The 25,224-nt window shown below is 65.6% G+C and carries 19 protein-coding genes; 7 read left to right on the forward strand and 12 right to left on the reverse strand.

Translation table 11 applies throughout. The features are described from left to right. Positions 1–49 precede the first annotated feature (49 nt). Both ABD923_RS12740 and ABD923_RS12745 read right to left on the reverse strand, forming a co-directional pair. Positions 50–3,304 (reverse strand): translocation/assembly module TamB domain-containing protein, encoded by a 3,255-nt coding sequence (locus tag ABD923_RS12740; protein ID WP_259548527.1) that lies wholly within the window; start codon positions 3,302–3,304, stop codon positions 50–52. Further along, positions 3,304–5,061 (reverse strand): autotransporter assembly complex protein TamA, encoded by a 1,758-nt coding sequence (locus ABD923_RS12745; protein ID WP_259548525.1) that lies wholly within the window; start codon positions 5,059–5,061, stop codon positions 3,304–3,306. The genes ABD923_RS12740 and ABD923_RS12745 overlap by 1 nt, the downstream gene beginning before the upstream one ends. 208 nt (positions 5,062–5,269) lie before the next feature. On the opposite strand from ABD923_RS12745, the gene ABD923_RS12750 reads away from it, so the two are divergent. After that, entirely contained in the window at positions 5,270–6,262 is a 993-nt protein-coding gene (locus tag ABD923_RS12750; protein WP_259548523.1) for a complex I NDUFA9 subunit family protein, read from the forward strand. On the opposite strand, the gene ABD923_RS12755 is transcribed toward ABD923_RS12750, so the two are convergent. Further along, the gene (locus ABD923_RS12755; RefSeq protein ID WP_259548522.1) at positions 6,259–7,062 is read right to left on the reverse strand and encodes an undecaprenyl-diphosphate phosphatase; all 804 of its coding nucleotides are present in this window, start codon (positions 7,060–7,062) and stop codon (positions 6,259–6,261) included. The genes ABD923_RS12750 and ABD923_RS12755 overlap by 4 nt on opposite strands. A 212-nt stretch (positions 7,063–7,274) precedes the next feature. Between ABD923_RS12755 and ABD923_RS12760 the strand changes: the two genes are divergently transcribed. The 5 genes from ABD923_RS12760 to ABD923_RS12780 all read left to right on the forward strand — a co-directional run bounded on the left by ABD923_RS12760 (position 7,275) and on the right by ABD923_RS12780 (position 15,654). Continuing rightward, positions 7,275–8,714 carry an NAD(P)-dependent oxidoreductase gene (locus ABD923_RS12760; protein ID WP_259548515.1) on the forward strand — a complete coding sequence of 480 codons (1,440 nt, stop codon included), beginning with the start codon at positions 7,275–7,277 and terminating at the stop codon, positions 8,712–8,714. 100 nt (positions 8,715–8,814) lie between these two features. Then, a complete protein-coding gene (locus tag ABD923_RS12765; protein WP_259548512.1) occupies positions 8,815–9,543 on the forward strand; it encodes a hypothetical protein in 729 nt (242 codons plus the stop codon). Continuing rightward, positions 9,540–9,974 carry a GFA family protein gene (locus ABD923_RS12770; protein WP_259548509.1) on the forward strand — a complete coding sequence of 145 codons (435 nt, stop codon included), beginning with the start codon at positions 9,540–9,542 and terminating at the stop codon, positions 9,972–9,974. Before ABD923_RS12765 ends, ABD923_RS12770 begins: the two co-directional genes overlap by 4 nt. Before the next feature lie 2 nt (positions 9,975–9,976). Next, the gene (gene gltB / locus ABD923_RS12775; RefSeq protein WP_259548508.1) at positions 9,977–14,521 is read left to right on the forward strand and encodes a glutamate synthase large subunit; all 4,545 of its coding nucleotides are present in this window, start codon (positions 9,977–9,979) and stop codon (positions 14,519–14,521) included. A 224-nt stretch (positions 14,522–14,745) separates the two neighbouring features. Continuing rightward, positions 14,746–15,654, forward strand: a complete 909-nt coding sequence (locus tag ABD923_RS12780; RefSeq protein WP_259548500.1) for a Hint domain-containing protein — start codon at positions 14,746–14,748, stop codon at positions 15,652–15,654. Positions 15,655–15,660: 6 nt separating this feature from the next. On the opposite strand, the gene serB is transcribed toward ABD923_RS12780, so the two are convergent. Further along, positions 15,661–16,536, reverse strand: coding sequence for a phosphoserine phosphatase SerB (serB, locus tag ABD923_RS12785; RefSeq protein WP_259548498.1), 876 nt, complete (start codon positions 16,534–16,536; stop codon positions 15,661–15,663). 118 nt (positions 16,537–16,654) lie between these two features. Here serB and ABD923_RS12790 point away from each other — a divergent pair, with 118 nt between their 5' ends. Further along, entirely contained in the window at positions 16,655–18,130 is a 1,476-nt protein-coding gene (locus tag ABD923_RS12790; protein ID WP_259548497.1) for an alpha/beta fold hydrolase, read from the forward strand. A 12-nt stretch (positions 18,131–18,142) separates the two neighbouring features. Here the strand turns inward: ABD923_RS12790 and ABD923_RS12795 are convergent, their stop codons facing one another. Genes ABD923_RS12795 through ABD923_RS12830 form a run of 8 tightly spaced genes read right to left on the reverse strand, consistent with a single transcriptional unit; the run spans position 18,143 to position 25,216 of the window. Further along, a complete protein-coding gene (locus ABD923_RS12795; protein ID WP_259548496.1) occupies positions 18,143–18,676 on the reverse strand; it encodes a pyridoxamine 5'-phosphate oxidase family protein in 534 nt (177 codons plus the stop codon). Beyond that, positions 18,669–19,724, reverse strand: a complete 1,056-nt coding sequence (locus ABD923_RS12800) for a lipocalin-like domain-containing protein (RefSeq protein WP_259548495.1) — start codon at positions 19,722–19,724, stop codon at positions 18,669–18,671. The genes ABD923_RS12795 and ABD923_RS12800 overlap by 8 nt, the downstream gene beginning before the upstream one ends. Next, positions 19,724–22,126, reverse strand: a complete 2,403-nt coding sequence (locus tag ABD923_RS12805) for an ABC transporter permease (protein WP_259548492.1) — start codon at positions 22,124–22,126, stop codon at positions 19,724–19,726. Before ABD923_RS12805 ends, ABD923_RS12800 begins: the two co-directional genes overlap by 1 nt. Before the next feature lie 3 nt (positions 22,127–22,129). Next, a complete protein-coding gene (locus ABD923_RS12810) occupies positions 22,130–22,813 on the reverse strand; it encodes an ABC transporter ATP-binding protein (protein WP_259548482.1) in 684 nt (227 codons plus the stop codon). Positions 22,814–22,852: 39 nt separating this feature from the next. Further along, positions 22,853–23,827, reverse strand: a complete 975-nt coding sequence (locus tag ABD923_RS12815) for an energy transducer TonB family protein (protein WP_259548481.1) — start codon at positions 23,825–23,827, stop codon at positions 22,853–22,855. Beyond that, complete coding sequence (locus tag ABD923_RS12820; RefSeq protein ID WP_259548480.1) at positions 23,824–24,210, reverse strand: ExbD/TolR family protein; 387 nt, start codon at positions 24,208–24,210, stop codon at positions 23,824–23,826. The genes ABD923_RS12815 and ABD923_RS12820 overlap by 4 nt, the downstream gene beginning before the upstream one ends. Further along, the gene (locus ABD923_RS12825; protein ID WP_259548478.1) at positions 24,207–24,602 is read right to left on the reverse strand and encodes an ExbD/TolR family protein; all 396 of its coding nucleotides are present in this window, start codon (positions 24,600–24,602) and stop codon (positions 24,207–24,209) included. Before ABD923_RS12825 ends, ABD923_RS12820 begins: the two co-directional genes overlap by 4 nt. Beyond that, a complete protein-coding gene (locus ABD923_RS12830; protein ID WP_259548477.1) occupies positions 24,599–25,216 on the reverse strand; it encodes a MotA/TolQ/ExbB proton channel family protein in 618 nt (205 codons plus the stop codon). The genes ABD923_RS12825 and ABD923_RS12830 overlap by 4 nt, the downstream gene beginning before the upstream one ends. Positions 25,217–25,224: the final 8 nt, after the last annotated feature.

Consider the following 25,224-nt stretch of genomic DNA (forward strand, 5'->3'; position numbering starts at 1 on the left):
GGGGCGTGTCAACAAGCCTTGAGAGGATTTTCTGGCCGTTGATCCGAGGTCAGTAGTCGCGCTCGTAAAACACGCCGACCGAGCTACTGCCATCGGAGGAAAAACTGCCCCGTGCGGTGATATCCGGCGTCAGGTCGATGTTGAGCGACAGGTCCGCTTCGCCGTCCGCGTTCACGGTCACATCAGTGTAGATATTGTCCGACAGGTAGCGCCCGGCGCGCACGGCGGCGTTGCCCTCTTCATCGGTTTGCAGGTCGAGGTCGTCGAGGCCAAGCCCCGAGCGCAGATTGGCGAGGAAACCGTTATTCGTGCTGCCGCCCGCCAGCGACGATGCCGCGTCGGCCAGTTGCAGCAACTGCACCGGCGAGAGCGACGATACGGACCGTCCGAAAAGAAGCTGGGCCAGAACTTCGTCTTCCGGCAGCGAAGGATCGGACCCAAAGGTGATCTCCGGCGACGATGCGGGCCCATCGACCGAGATGGTGATGGTGTAGCCGCCGGCGCGGCTTTCGGCGGCCAGGTCGAGATAGGGGTCGAAACTGCCCTGCAGGGTCGCGCTGCCCTCGGTGAAGTCCAGCCGCGTGCCAAGGATCGAAAGACGCCCGCGGATCAGGTTGAACTGCCCGGACGGGATCACCTGCGCGCTGGTGCCGCTCAGCCGAATCTCGCCGCCGAACTCGGCATCGATCCCGCGCCCGCGCAGGTAGACGCGCCCCGGCGCGCTGATCGTCAGGTCCAGGCCGACACCCGCCCCCGCGCTTCCGGCATCCGCCGTGCGCAGCAGACCGGCGTTACGGCGTGTCTGACGTTCGGCTGCGGTCTCGTTGACATGGCGAATCGGTGGGATCGGCGCCGCCCCGCCAAGACCGGTTTCCGGCACGCGCAGCTCCGTCTCGCCCAAATCGACCCGTCCTGCCACCTGGAGATACCCGGTCAGCCCGCCCGAGATATTCAGGTCCGCACGGGAGATTCGCGCCTCGTACAGTTCGGGGTCAACCAGGCGCGCCTGGTCCACGGTGATGCTGATATCGGCGGGCATCCCTGCCCCGACCAGGTTGATGCTGCCCTGTGTCGAGATCTGGCCACCGGTATTCAGACGCCCGCCGCCGCTCAGCGTGACGCGCCCGCCCGACAGGTTGGCGGACAGGTTCAGATCCTCCACCGCCGCCTGCAACGTCGGGAGCGAGGCCCGCGCGCCGGACGCCGTCATCGTGCCGGACAAGGCGGACAGTCCCGGCTGACCGCGCAGCGCGAGGTCGAAGCTGAGCGTCCCGTTGATCGATCGCGGCCGGATGAACCGGTTGGCCAGCGCCAGCGGCAGACTGCCCTGCGCCTGCAGATCGACACTGCCGTCCGGCAGGCCGACCCCCCCGGTGATCCCGGCGCGGATCCCGCCCGGCCCCTCTGCGGCGACATTGATCTGCCATGGGGCCGTGCCGCGACGGGTCAGGTTTGCGTCGGCGCTGACCGGTCCACTCAACGCATCGGTGAACAGGCCCACGTTCCGCAGGCGCAGATCGGTCTCGAACCGGCCACCGGACGAATCCAGCGCCCCGCTACCCGAGGCCGTGATCTCGGCATTGTCGAGGGCCAGCTGCTCCAGTCGCAGACCGGCAGTATCGCGGATCGCGTGGACGCTCAGCACCGTGTCCCCGGCAAAAAGTTCGGGCGGCAGCCCCGCGCCGAACCCAAGGCTGTTGCCCGTGCCATCCAGAACAATATCGAAAGCGCCCGAAAGCGGCTCGACCCGACCGGTCAGGCTTGCCTCGATCCCGCCAGTCAGGTCCTGCCCGGACACCCCGGAAAAGCGCGCAAGGTCGGCCGCGCGAAACGCCAGGTCAAGCGCGGTGTCGATCCGCCCCTCGCCCGGTTGGATCGTCGCCCCACCCCCGGCCACCAGATCGTCGCCCGCCGACAGCGACAGGCCAGAAATCAGGATCGCGGCGCCTTGGGTCCAGGACACCTGGCTGCGGAACGCGATGGCGTCGCCCATGGCCTGCGCAAGGCCGGGATCGCGATGCTCCAGCCCTTCGACATTTGCCGTGACCGTGGCGGCGATGGCCCCGATACCGCTGGCGCTGGGCGTGATCGTCCCGTTCGAGGACAGGGTGATCCGGCGGATATCCAGATCCTCCATCTCGAAGGCCGAGATATCGGCGTCGAGGACAAAGGCATCGCTGTCGGAGGCATCGAAATTCAGCGCCAGCGTGGCCCGGCGCAGGCGGGTCTCCGCGTCCACAGGCAGGCGCACCGGGCCGGAACCGGCTGGATCGGCCAAGGTGCCGGTCAGGTTGATGATCTGCGGGCGCCGCGCGGGGTCAAGCTCGACCGAGCCGACCAGTTCCAAAGACCGCGAGGCGAGGTCCATGTTTTCCAGCGAGATCGCGCCATCGGCATGCAGCCGCACCAAGGCTGCAAGGCTCGTATCCTCGCCGAAAAAGGCGTGATACTCGGCGGGCATCATCGGTGTCAGGTCGCCACCCAGATCGACGGCGATGACGTGATCGCCGCTCTCCTGCCCCATGCTGGTGACCATGCCCTCCACCCGGCGCGCGCCGTCCGTGTCGAGCGTAATCCCGGCGGTGAAATCGTCGATCGGGCCTTCGCCGTTCACCTCGAACCGCAGCGAGGGGCGCCCCGGCAGGTTCAGAAGTTCCGATGCCAGCCCCCCGGCCTCTTCCGCCAGCAGAAGATCGACGGACAGAAGTTCCGTTTCATTGGCGTAGCTCGCCGTCAGGTCGAAGGTGTCGCCGGGTCCGTCCAGCCGTACCAGTTCGATATCCGCCTGCCCGTCACCATCGGCCAGTCGCGCGGACCCTGCGATGGAAAACCGCCCCCCGACCCCGATGATCGACGGGTCGAGGTCGATTTCCTCGATGGCCATCTGGTCGATGGCAATGCGGATGGGCAGTTCGGGCAAGGCAAAGGGCTGCGCCTCGGCGGGCGGCAGATCGACCGCGTCTGCTTCGCCGGTTTCGGGTGTACGCAAGATGGTCAGCCGCTCGGCGGTCAACTCGTCGACTTGCAATTCCCGGCTGAAGAGCGCGGATCGCGTCCAGACAAGCCGCGCGTTCTCAAGGATCAGCCATTCGCCCTGCGCGTCCGCGATGGACAGGCGGTCCAGTTCGGCGGTCGAGGACAGCGCACCGCGAAACCCGTCGATGCGGATCTGCCGCGCGCCATCGGACAGTTGCTCTTCGAGGAAGCGAACGATGCGCCCACGGTCATCGTCGGCGTCATCCTGCGCGACGGCCTGCGCGGGCAACAGCGCCAGCGCCAGAAGGATCAGGGCTCGCTTCAGCATCAGAAGGCCTGCCCGATGCCGATATAAAGGTAGATGTCTTCGCCCACGCCGCCGCCCCGCACCGGGGTGGCCAGATCGACCCGGATCGGGCCGAACGGCGTCGCATAGCGCAGGCCAAGCCCCGCCCCTGCGTGCCAGTCGCTGTCATCCTGAAACGCCGCATCGGACGAGATCAGGCCCATATCGGCAAAGGCGACGATCCCGAAATTCGTGTCGCCGATATCTTGCCGCAGTTCCGTGGACAGGCCGGCAAAGCCACGCCCGCCGGACTCGATGCCGCCATAGGTCGCGCCAAGCGACTGGTATTCCTGGCCGCGGACCGTGCCCGAGCCGCCCGAGTAGAACAGGACATCAGGCGGGATATCGTCGATATCATCGCTGAACACCCCGCCCAGTTGCGCCCGTGCCGCCAGCCGCGTGCGGTCATTCTCGCCAAAGCCCAGGTAGCCGCGCGCGTCCAGGGTGTAGCGTGCGCCGCCAGACCCCTGGAAGGACAGGAAGGGGGTGGTCGTGGCGCTGACGAATACGCCGTCGGCCGGATCGAGCGGGTCGTCGCGATTGTCCCAGGTCAGTTCGGCGGGCAACAGCGCATAGCCGATGTCGAATTCGCCAAAAGGTCCGTCGATGCGCACCCCCAGCAACCCGAGGCCAAGCGACCCTTCAAGACGGTTGCTGAACACATGCTCGACACCCGCCTCGATCCCGGCCCCGGTTACGGTGAAGCTGGGTTCGCGCAGTTGGAACAGGTCGAATTCGAAATAGGCGGTCGTGTCGGGTGTGAACGTGGCCGGGCGCGAATAACGGCCCGAGAACTCGAGGTCGATGCCCTCGAGCGCGTCGGTCGAAATCTCCTGCTGGCCGATCCCGGTGATCGCGGCGTCGAAGCGCAGACGTTCCGCCCCGCCAAAGAGGTTGCGATGCAGCCAATAGGCCGTCAGCCGCGCGCCTTCATCGGTCGAAATCTCGGCGCCAAAGCCGATCCGGCGCAGCGGCGATTCCGACACCACCGCGTCGATATCCATGACATCGTTTGCCGTCGGCTCGGTCTCTTCCAGGGCGACGGCGGCAAAGACCCCGGTGTCGCGCAGGCGTTCCTCGGCGCGGGCCAGTTCGGCGGGCGAATAGGTCAGGCCGCTGGGCAGGCCGGCAATCTCCACGATCCGTTCGGGCCGCATCCGCTCATATCCCTGGGGGATGAGAGCGCCGAAGGTGATGACCGGGCCGGGGTCGAGCGTGATGCGCGCGTCAAGCTCCGCCTCGCGGTGCCGCGCGGTGATCTGCTGCCCGGCGACATCGGCGGTCGCATATCCGCGATCACGCCAGCCGTCGATCGCGGCGCCCGTCGCATCGCGCAGCACCGAGGTGCTGGCCGGCGCGCCCGGCGCAAACTCGGGGATCAGGTCGCTGTTGCGGGCCAACGGCCCGATCTCGGCGACGCCGAACGCGTAATCCGGTCCCGGGCTGACATTGATCACGACCTGCCCAATCCGCCCGGGAACGGCAAAGGGCGAAATGGCCGCCGCCTCGCGCCCGTCCAGCAGGATGTTCACCACAGGCGAGAAATGCCCGCTGTCATAGAGCGCCGCGGTCAGGCGCGCGTAATCGGCCCGTGCGGCAGCAAGAACATCCTGCGCGCTGCGTCCCCCTTCCGGCGGCTCCTGCAACAGAAGCGAGGCCGCGCGCAGACGATCGCGCAAATCCTCGTCGGCTGGCGAGACCCGCAAGTCGATATCCTGCGCCGCGGCGGGCAAGGCCATACCGGCGACAAGGACAAATGATAGAAGGGATCTGGGGGCAGCGATCATATCGTAAGGAATAGGTCGTTCCCCACGCACTGGCCAGTGATAATGGCGAAACGAAATTGTATTCGGCGGCATGCCGCAGGCGATTTGAGACGATTTGCGCCTTGTGGGACACACCTTCTGTGCCTATCACGCAAGCAAGGACGACCAAAGGATGCTTCCCATGACGAAACTCGTCACGATTTTCGGCGGTTCGGGCTTTGTCGGGCGTTACATCGCCCGCAGGATGGCGCGGGAGGGGTGGCGCGTGCGTGTGGCCGTGCGGCGCCCCACCGAGGCGAACTTCGTTCGCACCTACGGCGTGGTCGGGCAGGTCGAACCGATCTTCGCCAATATTCGCGATGATGACAGCGTTCGTGCCGCGATCCACGGCGCCGATGCGGTCGTCAACTGCGTCGGCATCCTGTCTGAGCGCGGCAAGAACAAGTTCGACACCGTCCAGCACGAGGGCGCGGGCCGCGTGGCGCGGATCGCCGCCGAGGAATCGGTGAAGACCCTTGTGCAGATGTCGGCCATCGGCGCGAACAGCGAAAGCAGCAGCAAATACGCCCGCACCAAGGCGCTGGGCGAGGCGGCTGTGCTTGAGGCGTTCCCCAGCGCGATCATCCTGCGTCCCTCGATCATCTTCGGACCCGAGGACGAGTTCTTCAACCGGTTCGCCAAGATGACCCGGACGGGCTACATCCTGCCGGTGGTGGGTGGGTCGACCCGGTTCCAGCCGGTCTATGTCGATGACGTTGCGCAGGTCGCCCTCAGGAGCGTTCTGGGCGAGGTCGAGCCGGGGATCTACGAACTGGGCGGCCCCGACATAAGAACCTTCCGCCAGTTGATGGAGCAGATGCTGACCGTCATTCGCCGCCGCCGCCTGATCGTGAACGTGCCGTTCTGGATCGCGGGGATCATGGGGACGGTGCTGGACGCCGTGCAGACCCTGACCGGCGGGCTGATCCACAATTCGCTTCTGACCCGTGACCAGGTGCGCAACCTGCGCCATGACAATGTCATCTGCTCGGGCTGCAAGGGTCTGGACGAGTTGGGCATCGATCCGACCGGCATGGACGCCGTGCTGGACGATTACCTCTGGCCGTATCGCCCGTCGGGGCAATACGCCAAGATCAAGGAAAGCGCGCAGCACCTCGCCGAGGAAGACATCTAGGTATAGGCGATCCACAACAGGATCGTGCCGAGGATCACCCGGTAGATCACGTATGGCGTGAAGCTGACGCTGCGCAGCAGCCGCATCATGAAGGTCAGCGCCGCGAGGGCCGAGACAAAGGCCAGCGCGGCGGCAATCGCGCCATCCCGCGCGGCCTGTACATCCGCCGTGGCGATGACCTCACCCCCAAGCAGAATAGCCGAGGCCGTGATCGTGGGAATCGACATCAGCATGGCGATCCGCGCGGCATCCTCGCGCGTGTAACCCAGCATGCGCCCGGCGGTGATGGTGATGCCCGACCGTGACGTGCCGGGGATCAGTGCAATGGCCTGCCACAGACCCATGACGATCGCGTCACGCAGGGTCCATGCCTTGGCCTGTTTCACGTCGGCGCCCTTCTGGTCGGCCCAGTAAAGGACCAAACCGAAGATCAGCATGGCCCACCCGATCACAGCCACCGAGCGCATCGCATCGCTCAGGCCCGTCAGGTGCAGAACCAGCCCGCAAAGGACCACCGGGATGGTCGATATCAGAAGCAGAAAGGCCAGTTTCGAGCCGGGCGTGTCGATCCGGCCCGTCAGAAGGCGTGGCACCCCGGACAGTGCAAGGCGAACGTCGTGCCAGAAGTAGAGGATCACGGCGCCAAGCGTCCCGGCGTGTACCGCGACGTCGATCACCTGCCCCTGGTCTTCCTGCCCCGAAAGATTCGGCAAGAGGATCAGGTGACCCGAGGACGAGATCGGAAGGAACTCGGTCAAACCCTGGATCAAGGCCACGAGAAACAAATAAAACAAGCTCACGCGGATTTTCTCCGGTCCAGGTAACGGAATGTTAAGACATTGATACTAATTTTATAATTCCTATTAAGGTAAAGTTATTTGACCTAAATTTCTGCAGTTTGCAAAATATTCATCCCGAGACCATTCAGAAATCTGTATATAGGTCAGCATAGCTGTCTTTTTATCCCGCAAGACCCCCGGTATAGGGGCGCGAGCAAGATGGGAGAAGATCCTTGGCCAAACAACCCATGTTGAAGTTCGTCAGCATCGAAAAAGAGATGCCGGAAAAGCGTGACGCGGACCAGCGTCGCGAGGACTTCAAGGAAATTTACGGCGAATATGCGATGAATAAGGCGCGCCAGCAGGCTGGGCGCTGTTCCCAGTGCGGTGTGCCCTATTGCCAGTCGCATTGTCCGCTGCACAACAACATCCCCGACTGGCTCAAGCTGACCGCCGAGGGACGCCTGCAAGAGGCGTACGAGGTCAGCCAGGCCACCAATACCTTCCCCGAGATCTGCGGCCGCATCTGCCCGCAGGATCGTCTGTGCGAAGGCAATTGCGTGATCGAACAGTCGGGCCACGGCACCGTCACCATCGGCTCGGTCGAGAAATACATCACCGACACGGCGTGGGAAGAAGGCTGGGTCAAACCGATCAAACCCGCCGAGGAGCGCGCGGAATCGGTCGCCATCATCGGCGCGGGTCCCGGTGGCCTGGCCGCCGCTGACCGCCTGCGCCGTGCCGGCCTGCAAGTGACGGTCTATGACCGCTACGACCGCGCGGGCGGCCTGATGGTTTACGGCATCCCGGGCTTCAAGCTCGAAAAGGACGTGGTCATGCGCCGCAACGCCCAGCTGGAAGAGGGCGGCGTGAAATTCGTGCTGAACTGCAATGTCGGCGAAGACATCACCTTCGACGAGCTGCGCGAACAGCATGACTTCGTCCTGATTGCGACCGGCGTCTACAAGTCGCGTGACCTGCCCGCACCGGGTGTCGGCGCCAAGGGCATCGTGCGCGCCATCGACTACCTCACCGCCAGCAACCGCATCGGCTTTGGCGACACGGTGGCCGAGTTCGAGTCGGGCGAGTTAAACGCCGAGGGCAAGCGCGTCGTCGTCATCGGCGGCGGCGACACGGCGATGGACTGCGTGCGCACCGCGATCCGCCAGGGCGCGACCAGCGTGAAATGCCTTTACCGCCGCGACCGTGCCAACATGCCCGGCTCGCAGCGCGAAGTGCAGAATGCCGAGGAAGAAGGCGTCGAGTTTGTCTGGCTGTCGGCCCCCAAGGGCTTCACTGGTGGCGACACGGTCGAAGGCGTGATGGTGCAGAAGATGCGCCTTGGCGCGCCGGACGCCACGGGCCGCCAAAGCCCCGAGGTGATCGAAGGGGCCGACTATGTCGAAGACGCGGACCTTGTCATCAAGGCGCTGGGCTTCGAACCCGAGGATCTTCCGAGCCTTTGGAACGTGCCCGGGCTGGAAGTGACCCGTTGGGGCACCGTCAAGGCCGATTTCCGCACCCACGAGACCCAGATCGAAAATGTCTATGCCGTGGGTGACATCGTGCGCGGCGCATCCCTCGTCGTCTGGGCCATCCGCGACGGGCGCGAAGCGGCCGATGCGATCCTCGACAAGGTCATGGCGTCCGCGACCGACGTCGCCGCCGAGTGACCTGACCCGCTTTGCCCGATTGCAGATTGCGCGATCGGGCAGGGCCCCCGCTCTCGTTTTCACGTTTTCACCCGCCACCGCACCAAGGACGGACGTCATCATGGGCAATGGACACGCTACAAGCCTCGCCGCGCTGCTGGCCGCCGTGCTGGCCACGCCCGCCGTCGCACAGGATCGCGGTCGCCTGTTCCAGGTGCCCGAGGGCTGCGAAGCTTTCCTGACCGTGCAATCGCGGTCCTGCATGGTGTCGCACCACTGGCGCTGCGACGCCGACCCCGAGGGCACGCAATGGCGCGCCACGCTGGACCAGGATGGCGCCTTCTACCTCAGCTTCACGGATTCCGAGTTTCGCTGGCTGCGCAGCTGGGATCTGCGCGGCGGCAGCAACGACACCCTGATCGAACCCGAGGAAGACCCGGCCAGCCTGTCCGAGTTGCTGGCCACCGGCAGCGACTCGATGGTGTTCTCGATCCGCGAGGAAAACACGCTCGGCACGTTCCAGCGCGACTATACCGGTTTTGACCGGCTGACAGGGGAAACCCTGGATGTCGATGGCCGCGAACTGCTCGTGACGGAATTCGCCTACCAGTACGACACCGCCGACGGCCCCCGCCGGACCGAGGGCAACCAGTTCGTGCACGAAGGCTGGGGCCTGTTTTTCGGCGGGATCGAAACGACGACGCGGCCTGACGGGGAAACCTTCGAAGGCAATTACAGCCCGATGGAATTCGCCGAGCCGGGCGAACGCGGTTTCCTGTCGGTGGAGCCGATCTACGATTGCGGCGACATGATGAGTGGTCTGCCGCACCTGCCGGAGCACCGCGGATGAGCGTGTCCGGCCAGTGCCTTTGCGGGGCCGTCCGGTTCACCGCGTCCAAGCTGGGCGGCTTCGGCATCTGCCATTGCGGGCAGTGCAACCGCTGGCTGGGTGGCCCGATGCTGGGCGTGACGGTCGAAGAGGCCGACATGAGCGTGGCCGAGGGCGCCCCCATCGTGACCCGTCGCACCAGCGGCTGGGCCTCGCGCAGCCGCTGCGCGGCGTGCGGGTCGCCGCTGTGGTACCGGTTCGACAAGGGTGTCGACGGGGAAGGCAATTACGAGGTGCCGCTCGGCATCCTCGATGACGCCAACGGGTTGGCGCTGACGCGGGAGATCTTCATCGACCGCAAACCCGACAGTTATTCCTTCGCGGGCGCGCATGAACGCCTGACGGAGGCCGAGACCTTGGCGCTTTATGCGCCCTCCAGTGAAGGAGCATGACCATGACGAAGTATGACGCCACCTGGGCCCGGTCCGAGGCAGCCAAGCGTGAATGGATGGCCGAGAACGGCATGTTCCGCGAAGAGGACGAGCATTCGTCCTGTGGCGTGGGCCTTGTCGTGTCCCTCGATGGCCAACCCACCCGTGCGGTCGTGGAAAACGGCATCAGCGCCCTCAAGGCGATCTGGCACCGCGGGGCGGTTGACGCCGACGGCAAGACCGGCGACGGCGCGGGCATCCACGTGCAGATCCCGGTGCATTTCTTCTACGACCAGGTGCGCCGCACGGGCCACGAGCCGCGCATGAACGAGTTGATGGCCGTCGGTCAGGTGTTCCTGCCGCGCAACGATTTCGGCGCGCAGGAAACCTGCCGCACGATCGTGGAATCCGAAGTGCTGCGGATGGGCTATTACATCTATGGCTGGCGCCACGTGCCGGTCGATATCAGCGTGCTGGGCGAAAAGGCCAACGCGACCCGCCCCGAGATCGAGCAGATCATCATCTCGAACTCCAAGGGCGTGGACGAGGAAACCTTCGAGCGCGAGCTTTACGTCATCCGCCGCCGGATCGAGAAGGCCGCCGCCGGTGCAGGCGTGAAGGAGCTGTATATCTGCTCGCTGTCCTGCCGCTCGGTCATCTACAAGGGCATGATGCTGGCCCAGGACGTCGCCGAGTTCTATCCCGATCTCAAGGACGAGCGGTTCGAGTCCGCCTTCGCGATCTACCACCAGCGCTATTCGACCAACACCTTCCCGCAATGGTGGCTGGCCCAGCCCTTCCGCATGCTGGCCCATAACGGCGAGATCAACACGCTCAAGGGCAACGTCAACTGGATGAAGAGCCACGAGATCCGGCTTTCCTCCGCGTATTTCGGCGAGATGGCCGAGGACATCAAACCGATCATCGCGCAGGGTGCATCCGACTCCGCCGCGCTGGATGCGGTGTTCGAAGTGCTGGTCCGGGCCGGGCGCACCGCGCCCATGGCCAAGACGATGCTTGTCCCCGAGGCCTGGAGCCAGACGGCCAGCGAACTGCCGCAGGCGTGGCAGGACATGTATTCCTACTGCAACTCGGTGATGGAGCCGTGGGACGGCCCCGCCGCTCTGGCCATGACCGATGGGCGTTGGGTCTGCGCCGGGCTTGACCGGAACGGACTGCGCCCGATGCGCTATGTCGTGACGGGGGACGGCATGCTTATCGCGGGGTCCGAGGCCGGCATGGTGCCGATCAACGAGGCCACCGTCGTCGAGAAGGGCGCGCTTGGTCCCGGCCAGATGATTGCCGTCGACATGGCCGAGCAGAAGCTGTTTCACGACACCGAGATCAAGGACGCGCTGGCCGCCAGCCGCCCCTTCGGCGAATGGGTCGGCAAGATCACCGATCTTGCTGTCGAAACCCGCGACGTGACCGAAACGGCGATCTTCGACGGCACCGATCTGCGCAAGCGGCAGGTGGCTGCCGGCTACTCGATGGAAGAGCTGGAACAGATCCTTGCGCCCATGGCCGAGGACGGGAAAGAGGCCATCGCCTCGATGGGCGACGACACGCCCGCGGCTGTGCTGTCGAGCATGTATCGCCCGCTCAGCCACTACTTCCGCCAGAACTTCAGCCAGGTGACGAACCCGCCGATCGACTCCTTGCGCGAATACCGGGTGATGAGCCTCAAGACCCGCTTTGGCAACCTCAAGAACGTGCTGGACGAAGACAGCAGCCAGACCGAGATCCTCGTGCTGGACAGCCCCTTTGTCGCGAACGCGCAGTTCGACGAGATGGTGAAGTATTTCGGCGCCTCGCTCGTCACCATCGATTGCACCTTCCCCGCCGGTGGCAAACAGGGGGCGCTGCGCGACAACCTTTCCCGCATCCGGCAAGAGGCCGAGGATGCCGTGCGCTCGGGTGCAGGCCACATCGTGCTGACCGACCGGTTCCAGGGCGAAGATCGCGTGCCGATGCCCATGATCCTTGCGACCAGCGCGGTGCATAGCTGGCTGACGCATAAGGGCCTGCGCACCTTCTGTTCGCTCAACATCCGCTCGGCTGAATGCATCGACCCGCATTACTTCGCGGTTCTCGTCGGCTGTGGCGCGACCACGGTGAACGCCTATCTCGCGCAGGACAGCATCGCCGACCGGATCAATCGCGGGCTGATCGAAGGCACCCTGACCGAAGCCATGGCGCGGTATCGCGCGGCCATCGACGCGGGCCTGCTCAAGATCATGTCGAAGATGGGGATCTCGGTGATCTCGTCCTATCGCGGCGGCCTGAACTTCGAGGCCGTGGGCCTGAGCCGCGCGATGGTGAACGAGTATTTCCCGGGCATGCTGAGCCGCATTTCGGGCATCGGCGTCAGCGGCCTGCAAAAGAAGGTCGAGGAAGTGCATGCCAAGGGCTGGCAGGGTGGCGCGGACGTGCTGCCGCTGCCCATCGGCGGCTTCTACAAGGCGCGCCGCTCGGGCGAGAAGCACGCTTGGGAAGCGCAGACCATGCACATGATGCAGATGGCTTGTAACCGCGCCTCCTACGAGTTGTGGAAGCAGTATTCGAAGAAGATGCAAAGCAACCCGCCGATTCACCTGCGGGATCTGCTCGACATCAAGCCGCTCGGTGAGCCGATCAATATCGACGAAGTCGAAAGCATCACCTCGATCCGCAAGCGGTTCGTGACGCCGGGCATGTCGCTGGGCGCCCTGTCGCCCGAGGCGCACAAGACGCTGAACGTCGCCATGAACCGGATCGGCGCCAAGTCGGATTCCGGCGAGGGCGGCGAAGATCCGGCGCATTTCGTGCCGGAGCCCAATGGCGACAACCCGTCGGCCAAGATCAAGCAGGTGGCCTCGGGTCGGTTCGGCGTGACCGCCGAGTACCTGAACCACTGCGAAGAGCTTGAAATCAAGGTCGCCCAGGGCGCCAAGCCCGGCGAGGGCGGCCAGTTGCCCGGGATGAAGGTCACCGACCTGATCGCGCGGCTGCGGCACTCGACCAAGGGTGTGACGTTGATCTCGCCCCCGCCGCACCACGACATCTACTCGATCGAGGATCTGGCGCAGCTGATCTACGACCTCAAGCAGATCAACCCGCGCTGCAAGGTGACGGTGAAGCTGGTGGCGTCCTCGGGCGTCGGCACGATTGCCGCCGGTGTCGCCAAGGCCAAGGCGGACGTGATCCTGATCTCGGGTCACAATGGCGGCACGGGCGCGTCGCCCGCGACCTCGATCAAGTATGCGGGTCTGCCGTGGGAAATGGGCCTGACCGAAGCGCACCAGGTCCTGGCGATGAACAAGCTGCGCGATCGCGTGACGCTGCGCACCGATGGCGGCCTGCGCACCGGGCGGGACATCGTGATGGCCGCGATGATGGGGGCCGAGGAATACGGCATCGGCACCGCGGCCCTGATCGCGATGGGCTGCATCATGGTGCGTCAGTGCCAGTCGAACACCTGCCCCGTGGGCGTCTGCACGCAGGACCCCAAGCTGCGTGAGAAATTCACGGGCAATGCGGACAAGGTGGTCAACCTCATCACCTTCTACGCGCAGGAAGTGCGGGAAATCCTCGCCTCCATCGGGGCACGCAGCCTCGATGACGTGATCGGGCGTGCCGACCTTCTGACGCAGGTCAGCCGTGGTGCCGCGCATCTGGACGATCTGGACCTGAACCCGATGCTCATCACCGTCGATGGCGCGGATCGCATCGTCTATGACCGCTACAAGCCGCGCAACGCCGTGCCGGACACGCTGGACGCCCAGATCGTGAAGGACGGGCATCGGTTCCTCGAAGACGGGGAAAAGATGCAGCTCAGCTACGCGGTGCAGAACACGCTGCGGACGATCGGCACCCGCACCTCCAGCCATATCGTCAAGAATTTCGGGATGCGGAACACGCTCCAGCCCGATCACCTGACGGTCAAGCTGGAAGGGTCGGCTGGCCAATCGCTGGGGGCCTTCGCCGCGCCCGGTCTGAAGCTGGAAGTGTCGGGCGACGCCAACGACTATGTCGGCAAGGGCCTGTCGGGTGGCATCATCGTTGTGAAACCGCCGCAGGTCAGCCCGCTCAAGGCCGACGAAAACGTCATCATCGGCAATACGGTGCTTTATGGCGCGACCGATGGATACCTCTTCGCCGCGGGCCGGGCCGGGGAACGCTTTGCCGTGCGGAACTCGGGCGCGAAGGTCGTGGTCGAGGGCTGTGGCTCGAACGGGTGCGAGTACATGACCGGTGGCGTGGCCGTCATCCTCGGGTCGATCGGGGCCAATTTCGGGGCCGGCATGACCGGCGGCATGGCCTATCTCTACGATCCCGAGGGGCAGGCCGGCGTCAACATGAACCTTGAAACGCTGGTGACCTGCCCCGTGACGGTCGAGCACTGGGAGCAGCAGCTTCGCGGCCTGGTCGAAAGCCACCTGAAGGAAACCCGCAGCCGCAAGGCCGCCGATATCCTCCAGCACTGGGAGATCGAGCTGAAGAACTTCGTCCAGGTCTGCCCGAAAGAGATGCTGGACAAGCTGGCCCATCCGCTGGGAATCGAGGCGGGAGCCGTGCCGGCGGAGTAACCCGCCAACGGTCGAAATACCGCCACAAAGCATGGAAAAGGCCCCGGTCAGAACGACCGGGGCCTTTTCCAATTATATGAGAAATATAGGAAATTTTTGACGTGCCCCCTCTCCGTCGATTGTTTTCGGATCGGAACGATTGTCCTGCGTTTACCCTAATTGTTCCTGAATGCCGCCCGTTTTGAGGGACAGCTTTGCTCTCAATCAAAAGGGCAGAGCGCAAGATGGCTGACACCTATTACGATCAGTTCTTCATCATCGATCCCGCCAATCCGCCAGGCTTCGGGACGATCTTGACCCCGCAGGTCTTCGCGATCGTGGATGTGAACGAGGACGGGTTGATCGACGGTCCCAGCGGCGATTCCATTGATGGCAGCGACGTCACCGCGGTTTACAACGGCGACCAGATCAGCGTTCGCGTGGATGGCGTCACGCAATGGATCGAGGGAACGACCTTTTACCTTGCGGACGGACGCGCCGTTTTCACCCCGAATGACGGTACGGTCCTTGAGACGGCGAGTTTCCGCACCGCGTCCTACGTCACGCAGGACACCAACATGCCTGTGGGCGACCTTGGCCCGCCCTGCCTGACACGGGGAACACGGGTCGAAACCGCGCGCGGACCCGTGCCGGTCGAGGATTTGTGCCCCGGCGACCTGATCGAAACCCTGGATCACGGGATGCAACCGCTTCTCTGGCTGGGCCAGACAAGCGTGGACGCCAGTGCCGAACATGCGCCGATCCGGTTCGCGCGGGGTGCCATCGGGAATGACGAAGTGCTGCTTGTCTCTCCGCAACACCGCATGTTCATCGGCGGTTGGGAAGCGCAGCTTTACTACGGCGACGACGAGGTTCTGGTCGCGGCCAAGCACCTCGTGAACGGCACAACCATTCGGCCCGAACCGAAACCGACCGAGACGTATTTCCACCTGCTGTTCGCTCGGCACGAGATCATCAAGGCGGGCGGTGTCTGGTCGGAAAGCTACCTGCCCGATAGCGGGCTTGCCCGGCATGAGCGCGATCTGCGTGCGGCCCTGAAAGATCGGTATCCCAGTGTCGCCGAGGCCTTGCGCGCCGCCCCCCTGGCCCGTCCGCAGGTCCGCCGGTTCGAAGCGGCGCTACTGGCCGCCTGAACCGGGTCAGCCGGTGACGAACTCGTCCACGGAATAGCCTTGCAGATACAGAAGCGCGGTCAGATCGCCGTGGTTCAGCCGATGCGGCGCCTGTGCCTGCACCGCCGGTTTGGCATGCAGCGCGACCCCCGTTCCGGCCAGCCCCAGCATCCCGAGGTCATTGGCGCCGTCTCCCACGGCGATCACGTCCCTGGGGGACAGGCCAAGCCGTTCGGTGATCTCGTGCAGGGCCTGCACCTTGGCCTCACGTCCAAGGATCGGGCGCGCCACGTCACCGGTCAGCACGCCATCCTCCGCCAACAGCGTGTTGGCGCGGTGTTCGTCGAAGCCCAGCCATTCCGCGACAGCCGTCGTGAAGGCGGTAAACCCGCCAGACACCAGCGCGGCGTGAGCGCCATGCGCCTTCATCGTGGCGATCAGGGTCTTGCCGCCCGGCATCAGCGAGATGCGCTTTTGCAGCACGTCCGAGATCACGGAGTTTGGCAGACCTTTCAACAGGCCGACACGTTCCAGAAGCGCCTCTTCGAAATCCAGATCACCATTCATCGCGCGCGCGGTGATGTCGGTCACGCGGTCGCCAACGCCGGCTTCGGCGGCCAGTTCGTCGATGCATTCCTGCTGGATCATGGTCGAATCCATGTCGGCCAGCAGCATGGCTTTGCGTCGCCCCTCGGTCTTCTGCGCGACCATGTCTACGCCCTCGGATTGCAGGCTGTCCCAGACCGAGCCGATGTTTTTCGGCAGGCGCGCAACCTCGAACTCGGCGGCATGGTTCGGGTTCAGCCAGACCGCATCGCCGCCCCCCATCGCGTTGCGCAGGGTCGTGACCAGTTCGGGGTCGAGGTACATGGCGGAATTGGTGATCAGGGTAACGGTATGCATGGGGCCAAAACGGTTGCGAGAATTGAATCGAGCGTAAAGCACGCAGCGCGACAAAGGGCCAGTGGCAAGCGTTGCCCTGCGGGTTAGGTTGCTGCCAAAGCAACACGGGAGCGGTGGAGTGAAACGGCACGCGCTGATGGCAATCCTGGCGGTGGTTTGCGTTGCGGCGGGGCTGTTCCTGCTGGAACGCCCGCGTGCGGGGTTGGACATCACCCATACCGAGGTCGGCACAACGCCCGTCACCGTGATGCAACGCCCGGGCGCCGAGGCCCCGGTCGTCATCATCGCGCATGGGTTTGCCGGGTCTCGGCAGTTGATGGCGGCCTACCAGCTGACGCTGGCGCAGGCGGGCTATATCACCGCCAGTTTCGATCTGGAGGGGCACGGGCGTAACCCGGTGCCGATGTCGGGCGACGTGACCTCGGTCGATGGCACGACGCAACTTCTGATGGCCGAGATCGGGCGCGTGACGGATGCCATGCTGGATCTGCCCGGCGCAGAGCCGCGCGTGGCGCTGGTCGGGCACTCCATGGCCTCGGACATCATCATCCGGCAGGGGATCAGCGATGACCGCGTCGAGGCGATTGTCGGCATCTCGGTGTTCAGCGAGGCGGTCACCGAGGATCAGCCGCAGAATCTGCTGCTGCTCAACGGCGCGTGGGAGGGCATGCTGCGCGAGGAAGCCCGCCGCGTGATGGCCGAGATCGGCGCCGAGGAAGGGCAGACGGTCGGCACCCCCGGCGAGGGGTTCGCACGGCGCGCGGTGGCCGCCCCAAGGGTCGAGCATGTGAGCGTGCTCTATTCGCCGGTTGCCTTGCGAGAGACGCGGGCGTGGCTGGACGAGAGCTTTGACCGAGACAGCGCCGGACCCGTCGCCGCGATAGGTTGGCCCATCCTGTTGACCCTGTTCGGCATCGTGCTGCTGGCCCGTCCCTTGGCCCACCTCTTGCAGGTTGGTCACGCGCCATGGTCACCGACCCGTGGCCAGTTCTGGGCTTTGGCCGTGGTCCCGGCTGTGGTGACGCCGCTGGTTCTGGCGCTGTTCGAAACGCGGGTGCTGCCCGTACTGGTGGCCGATTACCTGGCGCTTCACCTGGCCCTTTATGGCGCTTTGGTCCTGATCGGCGCGGCCTGGGCCAAGGGGTTCCCCGCGCGGTCAGGCTGGATCTGGGGCTTTGCGCTGGCCGCTTACGGGTTGCTGGCCTTCGGGGGCGTGATGGATCGTTACGTGGCCAGTTTTGTGCCTGTCGCGGGGCGGTTGCCGGTCATGGCGCTTATCCTGCCGGGTGCGGTGCTTGCGATGATCGCCGATGCCGTTCTTCTGGAGGCGGGGCGCGCGGCGCTCTGGCGGCGCTGGGTGGCGCGGCTGGCGTTCCTTGTGTCGCTGGGCATCGCTGTCGCGCTCGATTTCGAGCGTCTTTTCTTCCTTATCATCATCCTGCCGGTGATCGGCCTGTTCTACGCCAGTTTCGGCCTGATGGGCGGCTGGGTCGGGCGGCGCACCGGGTCGGTTCTGGCGATGGGGCTGGGGTTGGGCCTTGTCCTGGGTTGGGCGCTGGGCGTCAGCTTCCCGATGTTCGACCCGTCCTTGTGACCGTCTTTGTGCCTACGGCGCGATCCATGCGCCGCCCCATCGGTCCGTCGCGGTGAACAGGGCGCGCTGATGCGTGTCGCCAAGCGACAGGGCGTCGATTTCGGCCAGATGAATACGGATCAGGGCAAAGCGGGCGGGGTCGCCTTGGGACCCGTCCGGCTTTTTGCCGGGCGTGCCGGGGGCCGGGCCGCCGTAATTCGCCTGCGCCTCGGGCGGGAGACGGTCGAACACGTCCCGGTCGCCTTGCCGCATCTCGGCCCGGCCCCGCATCCGGATCTGAAGGCGCGCCTTGGGCACCCAGACATGAAGCGCGACGCGGGGATCGGCCGTGATCTGCGCATATTTGGGGGACGCCGCATCGGTATGCAGGTCGAGGGTCGCGCCCGCGCGATCGGCACCTCGCAGGACGAGCGTCCGAATCTCTGGCCCCTCCGGCGCGATCGTGGCCAAGGTCGGGTGCCGGGCCGGGTGCTTTCGGTCGGCGACACCGCGCGACAGATGGCTCCAAACAGTGTCTAAAAGCCCGTTTAGACTATAGTCATTCATATCCGGTCATCTCTAGATAGCCGCGCCCGTCATGGGAGCCGGTGAAAAAGACCGGCCCTTCCCAATAGGCGAAACTGGTGTCCACCCAGCTTTGCGGGTTCAACGCCCGCGTCGTGATGTCGAGGTCGCGATCGGGCAGTTCGACGCGCCATTCCACGGGCACCGTTCGGCCCGCGACGTCGACACTGGCCAGCGGGGTCAGCCGCAGCGCGCCATCGGGATAGGCCACTGTCGCGCCATCCGGTTCGATCCAGGTTGCCGAGGTATAGACGCCGCCCCCCGCCTCACGCAGGCCGAAGCCCATCAAACGCGCGCCATCGGCGAATTGGAGCGAGAACCAATCCCAGCCTTCCTGCGTCTCGGAAAGCGGCTGAGAGGACCATTCCCGGTCCAGCCAGGCGGTGCCGGTGACCTCGACCGGCCCGTCCGGCAGGTAAAGAATGCCCGTCACCTCGTAAAACGGCTGGGAGTAGTAATAGCTCGCCTGCCCTTCGGCGGATTTGGCGGAATAGCCGTCCTGCCCGTGGAAGACGAGCGGGCCGGTCGCCTGAAGCTCCATCGCGTAGGAAAACACGTCTCCGCGCGCCGTAAGGGACAGGGCGGAGTACGCATCTGCCCCCTCGGCGGCGGTCGAGGTCATGGCCCAATCGTCGATCCAGGCCTCGAATGGCTCTGCCGAGGCGCCGGCCTGACCGATGCCGCCGCGCGCAAGGCGTTCGGCGCTGTAATGAGCGTCGGCTGTCGTGACGGCGGCATGCCCCATGAAAAGCTGAGGGGCCTCCCACCCCTGCGACGTTTCGGGGGCCAGCGCGCTGCGAAACAGGGTCCATTGGGCCCCGTAGTCCCGTCCATCGGCCCCGGTCAGGGTCGCGGTCAGATACCACCATTCGATGCGATACGCGGGATGGGGGCCGTGATCGCTCGGGAAGTCGAACACGGGGTCGGGCTGTGGCACGGCGAACCCTTCCGTCGTGGTGCCCAGCCCGGCGAACCCCTGAGAAAGCGCGGGGCTGGCGAAAAGGACGAGAGCGAGGAGGAAACGAAACATCAGCGCTCCTGCGAGAAGACCTGGAGAAGTCGGGCGGGCGGTATGCGGGCAAGCCGCAGCGACGGCAGGGAGGCGGCAAGCACCGCCGCGATCAGGGACAAACCCAGCAATTTGAGCCAATCCGCGGGGAAAAACTGCATCGGCAGACGCCAGCCGAACGCCTCGACATTCACCACGGCCAGCAAGACCCAAGCCAGGGCAAGGCCGACGGGCAGGGACAGCGCCCATGTGAGCGCGGCCAGCAAGACACTGCGCGTCAGTTCCGTGCGTGCCAGCACCTTGCGCGGCGTGCCGATGGCCCAGACCGGCGCAAGTTGCGGCAGGCGCAGGGAGGCGAGCGTCAGCAGGCTGGTCAATAGCGCAAGCCCCGCGACGCCGAGCGTGAGCACGTTCAACGCGCCGGTCACGCGAAAGGTCTGCTCGAACACCTCGATCGAGAAGCGCTTGATCTGGGCCTGGTTGCGGACAAGCTCGGTCGGGACGTCGAACGTTTCCCGTATGGCAGAGGCGAGGCCCGGGGCGTCCTCGGTTGGAACCCGCACGGCAAAGCGGGTCAGCGGCACATCCGGAAAAAGTGCCCGGTACAGGTCGAAACCGATGATCGCTTGCCCCGATGGGTTGCCGTAGTCGGAATAAACGCCCGCGATGGGCAGGGTCAGATCATCCGTGATCACAATGTCCTGCCCAAGCGCCAAGGCCTCGCGCCGGAAAAGTTGTTCGTTGATCAAGACAGCTTCACCGGCGAACAACCTGTCCCACGCGTCCGGCGTGGCCGACAGAAGGGGCCAGTTGTCGCGATAGGTGGCATGGTCGGCCATGCCGAACACCTCGCCGGGCAGGTCCAGAAGCCGAACATCGGTGGAAATGATCGGAAGAACGGCCTCGGACCTGGGGGCCAGCCATTCGGCAAGCGCGATGGCCTGTTCCTCGTCACGGGCGCCGACATAGAGCTCGGCGGCGAGGCGCTGGTCCAGCCAGCCAAGGAACGTGCCGCGAAACGACCCGACCATGGTCGAAACACCGATATTCGCCGCCAGCGCCAGAAGCAGGGCCATCAAGGCCAGCGACAGGCCCGGGATCTGCTGTCGCGTATCCGCCATGACCCATTGCAGAAAGGGCGCTCGGATCAATTTTTCGACCCTGTTCAGCAGAACAGTCAGGAAAACAGGCAGCAACAGGGCGGCGCCGACCAGCAGGGTCGCGAGGACGGCAAATCCCGCGACAAGGCCATGCCCGAACTGCAGGATCAAACCCGAAGCGATGAACAGGATCAGCGCGGCGATGCCTTGGCTTCGGATCGTCCGGCCCGAGGCCTGGGCCCATGCGCGCGGTTGCGCCGGGGACAGGAGGGGCATGCGCGCGGTTCTGAGCATGGCCTGCGCTGTCGCGGCCGCCGCGCCCAAGAGTGTGATCACAAGCGCCGAAATCGCCCAAACCGGATCGAAGCTGAGCGTGCCGGGGACGGTTGCGCCGTAAAGGCCGCGCAGTGTTCCCGCGACGCCCGGCATCAGCGCGGCGGCGATCGCGTAGCCAAGCGCGATCCCGGCAAGCCCTGATAGAAGCGCAATCGTCGAGATTTCCAAGGCCAGCGCGGTCAGAAGGCTCCGCAAGGGAAGGCCGAGGGCGCGAAGTGTCCTGAAACTCGCGCGCCTTTGTTCGAACGCCAACCCAATCGCGGCATGGACGATGAACAGACCCACGGCAAAGGACAAAAGGCCAAAGGCCGTCAGGTTGAGGTGAAAACTGTCGGTCAGCCGCGCGATATCGCCGGTTTCCTGCGGTTGGCTGAGGACCAGGTCCGTCGCCTCGGACAAAGGCGGCAGGCCACGCGGCTGTTCGGGCGCGACCAACAGGAAAGAGGGATCCGTCTGGCCCGTCAGGCGCGCGGCGGTCGAAATATCGGTCAACGCGGCGTTGGGCGGGATGCCATCGGCCTCGACCAGTCGCGGCAGATCGGGCGGGAGGGGGCCAGCAGCCGTGTCCGGTGACACCAGCAAAAGGCCCGGCGCGGTGAAGAAGGCTGCAAGATCCAACTCTCCGTCCAATGCCGGGCCTTGGGCGGCTTCGGGTGCGGTCAGGGGGTCGATGCCTTGAATGCGCAGGCGGGCGTTCGTGATGCGCACCTCGCCCGAGATGACAGGGGAGACGAGGTAACCGGCCCGCCGCAGCGCGATGTAATCGGACAGGGGCACGGGTTGCCCATCGGCGCGCGACAGGCGCGGAAGGCTGTCCTGACCCAGGGTTTGCGCGGCCCGGTCATAGCTTGCGCGGGCCTCGGCATTGATCGCCTGCACCCCGGACCAAAGCGCGGTGGCCAGCGCAAGGCCCAGCACCAGCATGGCCAATTGACCGGGCTGCCGACGCCAATGGGAAAACAGGCTCTGTAATGCGGGATAGAGCATGATTCAGGCCGCCGACGCAGGCATCGCAATCCGGCCTTGCGATAGGTGAACCCGACGCGACAGGCGGTCGGCCAAGCGGGTGGAATGGGTCACCATCAGAAGGCCTGCATTGGTCTCGGCCACCAGATCCAGCAGAAGGGACAGAACGGTATCGCCGGTCGCTTCATCTAGGTTGCCCGTCGGCTCGTCCGCCAGGATCAGGGCGGGGCGCGCCGCCAATGCGCGGGCAATGGCCACGCGCTGTTGTTGCCCGCCGGAAAGCTGTTCGGGGTAGCGGTCGGTCACCGCGTTCAGCCCCAATCGCTCGACAAGGCGGGCGCACAGATCGGCATCATGGCGACCGGCTAGCCGCGCTTGCAGGCTGATATTGGCGGCGACGGTCAGGGACGGAACGAGGTTGAACTGCTGGAAGACGAGACCGATCTTTTCGCGCCGAAGCGCTGCACGGTCCGAGTCTCCCAATCCGGCAAATTCGATCCCATCAAGCTGGATCGAGCCGCTATCGGGCGCATCCAGCGCGGCGGCGAGGTGCAGAAGCGTGCTTTTGCCCGACCCGCTTTCGCCTGTCAGGGCGAGGGTCTCTCCGGCAGCGAGGCTCAGGTCCACGCCGCGCAGGACGGAGACCGGTCCATCCGATCCGGGATAACTTTTCGAGACGGACTCGATATGCAGAAAGCTGTTTACCATGCTGTCCGACATAGCAGCCCGATCAGCCCCGAACAGCCCTTAGCGGAATGTCACGGGCAGAGAGAATCCGTAACTCGGATCGGTCAGGCCATCGGGGGCCGCGGGGAAGCGCCCGGCGCGTTGCACGGCCTGAACGGCGGCCTGGTCGATGGCCGGATCACCGGAGGGCCGCGCTATGCCGACACCGGCCAGTTGCCCGCCCCGCGTGATCGTCAGGCGCAGCACCACTTGGCCGGTGCCGCGCACGCGGGGCCGGCTGCGTTCGATGCGCCTTTGGATTTGGGCGCCCCACGACGCAATCAGGCTTTGACGCTCTCCCGCGGACAAGCTGGGCTGTGGCGCGGGTTGGGTGGCCGCGCCTTGGGTCGCCCCTCCGCCGCTGCCGCCGGCCACGCGCGCCGGTGCGGGCGTGCGTGGTGCACTGGCCGCTGCCTCGGGCCGCTCGGGCCGTGCCATTGGGCGGGGCGAACTGCGCGTGGCAAGGGGCGAGTCCGGTAGCTCCGGCGCGGTGGCGTCGACGGTCGGTCTGGCCGTCAGATCGGGCGCAGTCAGGGTGGGCCGAACCATGCGACCGGGGGCATCGCCGTCTGCCGTGGGCGGCGGCGCGAGGCTGGGAATGGTGGGCAGGGTGGGGCCGTCGAATTCGGTCATGGCCTGCATCTGGGCGGGCGGTGCCGGAACAGCCGCCGGGCGCTGCGGCGCCGTTTCCAGGACCGGTGTCGAGAGGGACGCTGGCATGCGCTGCACGGGTGCCACATCGCTGTTCGGCGCGATGGGCGGATCGGGGGTGACCTGCGGCGGCTGTAACGCGCTGACGTCCGACACCTCGGGCGCATCGCGCCACTCGCGCACAAGGGTCGAGAGCGCCGCCGGGCTCGCCTGAAGCGAGACGATATCCTGGCCGCCAGCCCCTTGTCCTGAGCCGCCGAAATCCCCGGGCACCCAATAGGCAACGCCTGCATGAAGCGCGGCGGAAAGGCCAAGAAAGGCAAGGATTTCAGCGCCGCCCCTCATGGCTGCACCGTCACAAGCCGGATGTCGGCAATCCCGATCTCGGCCAGCCGGGGCAGGAGGGCGGCGAGTTCAGATGCGGGCAGGCCCGAATCCGCCCGGATCGGCAAGGGGCGGTCCGCATCGCGATTGGCCAAGGCGCCAAACACCGCGTCGCCGCGGGCCGTTTCATAGGCAAGGCGCCCATCGGCGGCGATGTGCAACGTGTCCGGCGGTGGGTCGGTCAAGACGCCTTCGGCCTCGACCGGGTCGATCTCGAACGGGGCGGGCGGGGTCAGGCTGGCGGTCATCAGGAAGAACACGAGCAGCAGGAAGACCACGTTGATCATCGGAACGATGGCCCGGTCCTGCATCGCGCGCCGTTTTGTACCCTGAGCGAGATTCATGGCGCGTCCACCAGAATAAGCGACTCGAACCCGGCAGCGCGCAAGACGGCGGCGACATCGAGCAGGCGTTGCAGATCGCTGCCTTCGACCGGCATCAGGACGATTGGGTCCTCTGGTCCCGAGACGAGGGCCGAGATGCCATCGGCCAGATCGGTCAAGGCAGTGGTGTTACCATTCAGGCGGAGGGTATCGGGGCCAATCTCGATCAGGCGCGGGGGGCCGTCCCACGTCGTTGACCCTGCGCTGCCCGAGGGCGGCGATAGCGCGATCTCGGCCTCCTGCCCGAAGCGCGAGGCCAGCATGAAGAATACCAGCAGCAGGAACACCACGTCGACCATAGGGGTCAGGCTGGGGCGTCGGCGGGCGCGCGGGGTGTCGAAGGTGAAACTCACGCCGCAGGCCCCCGCGTGAAGATCCGGGTCGCGTCATCCTCCATCTCGCCCTGAAGCCGGTCGGCCACGGAATCGAACCAAGTCAGCGCCATGGAGGCCGGGATGGCGACCCCCATCCCCGCGGCCGTGGTCAGAAGGGCCTCCCATATGCCACCGGCCAAGGTGGCGGGATCGGCGCGCACACCGGCCTCCTGCAAGGCCTGGAAGGCCGCGATCATGCCCAGAACAGTGCCGAGCAGACCCAGAAGCGGCGCAATCGTCACGATCAGGTCAAGGGGCCGCAATCCGACGCGCAGTTGCGCCAGAAGGCCCCGTGCCTGCCTTGCGGTGTCCTCGCGCGCGGCGGCGTCGGACAGGCCCGCATCCAGACGGGACGACATCGCCGCCAAGGCCAGCCGCGCCCGGATCGAGTTTCGCCCCGACAATATCGCCATCGCGGCGTCGACCTCTCCGGCCTGCCAGTGCGATATCGCCTCTGCGGTCACGCGCCCGCCTGACCACGCCCCCGACAGCGACAGGCGCCAGACCTTCCACAGGATCAGCGCGACGGTCACGACGGAAAGCGCGGCGATGATCCAAAGGACGACGCCGCCATTGGCGATCAGGTCTGTCATGTCATCGT

Origin of the sequence: [Roseibacterium] beibuensis (assembly GCF_039542305.1) — a bacterium.
GTDB lineage: Bacteria > Pseudomonadota > Alphaproteobacteria > Rhodobacterales > Rhodobacteraceae > Roseibacterium > Roseibacterium beibuensis.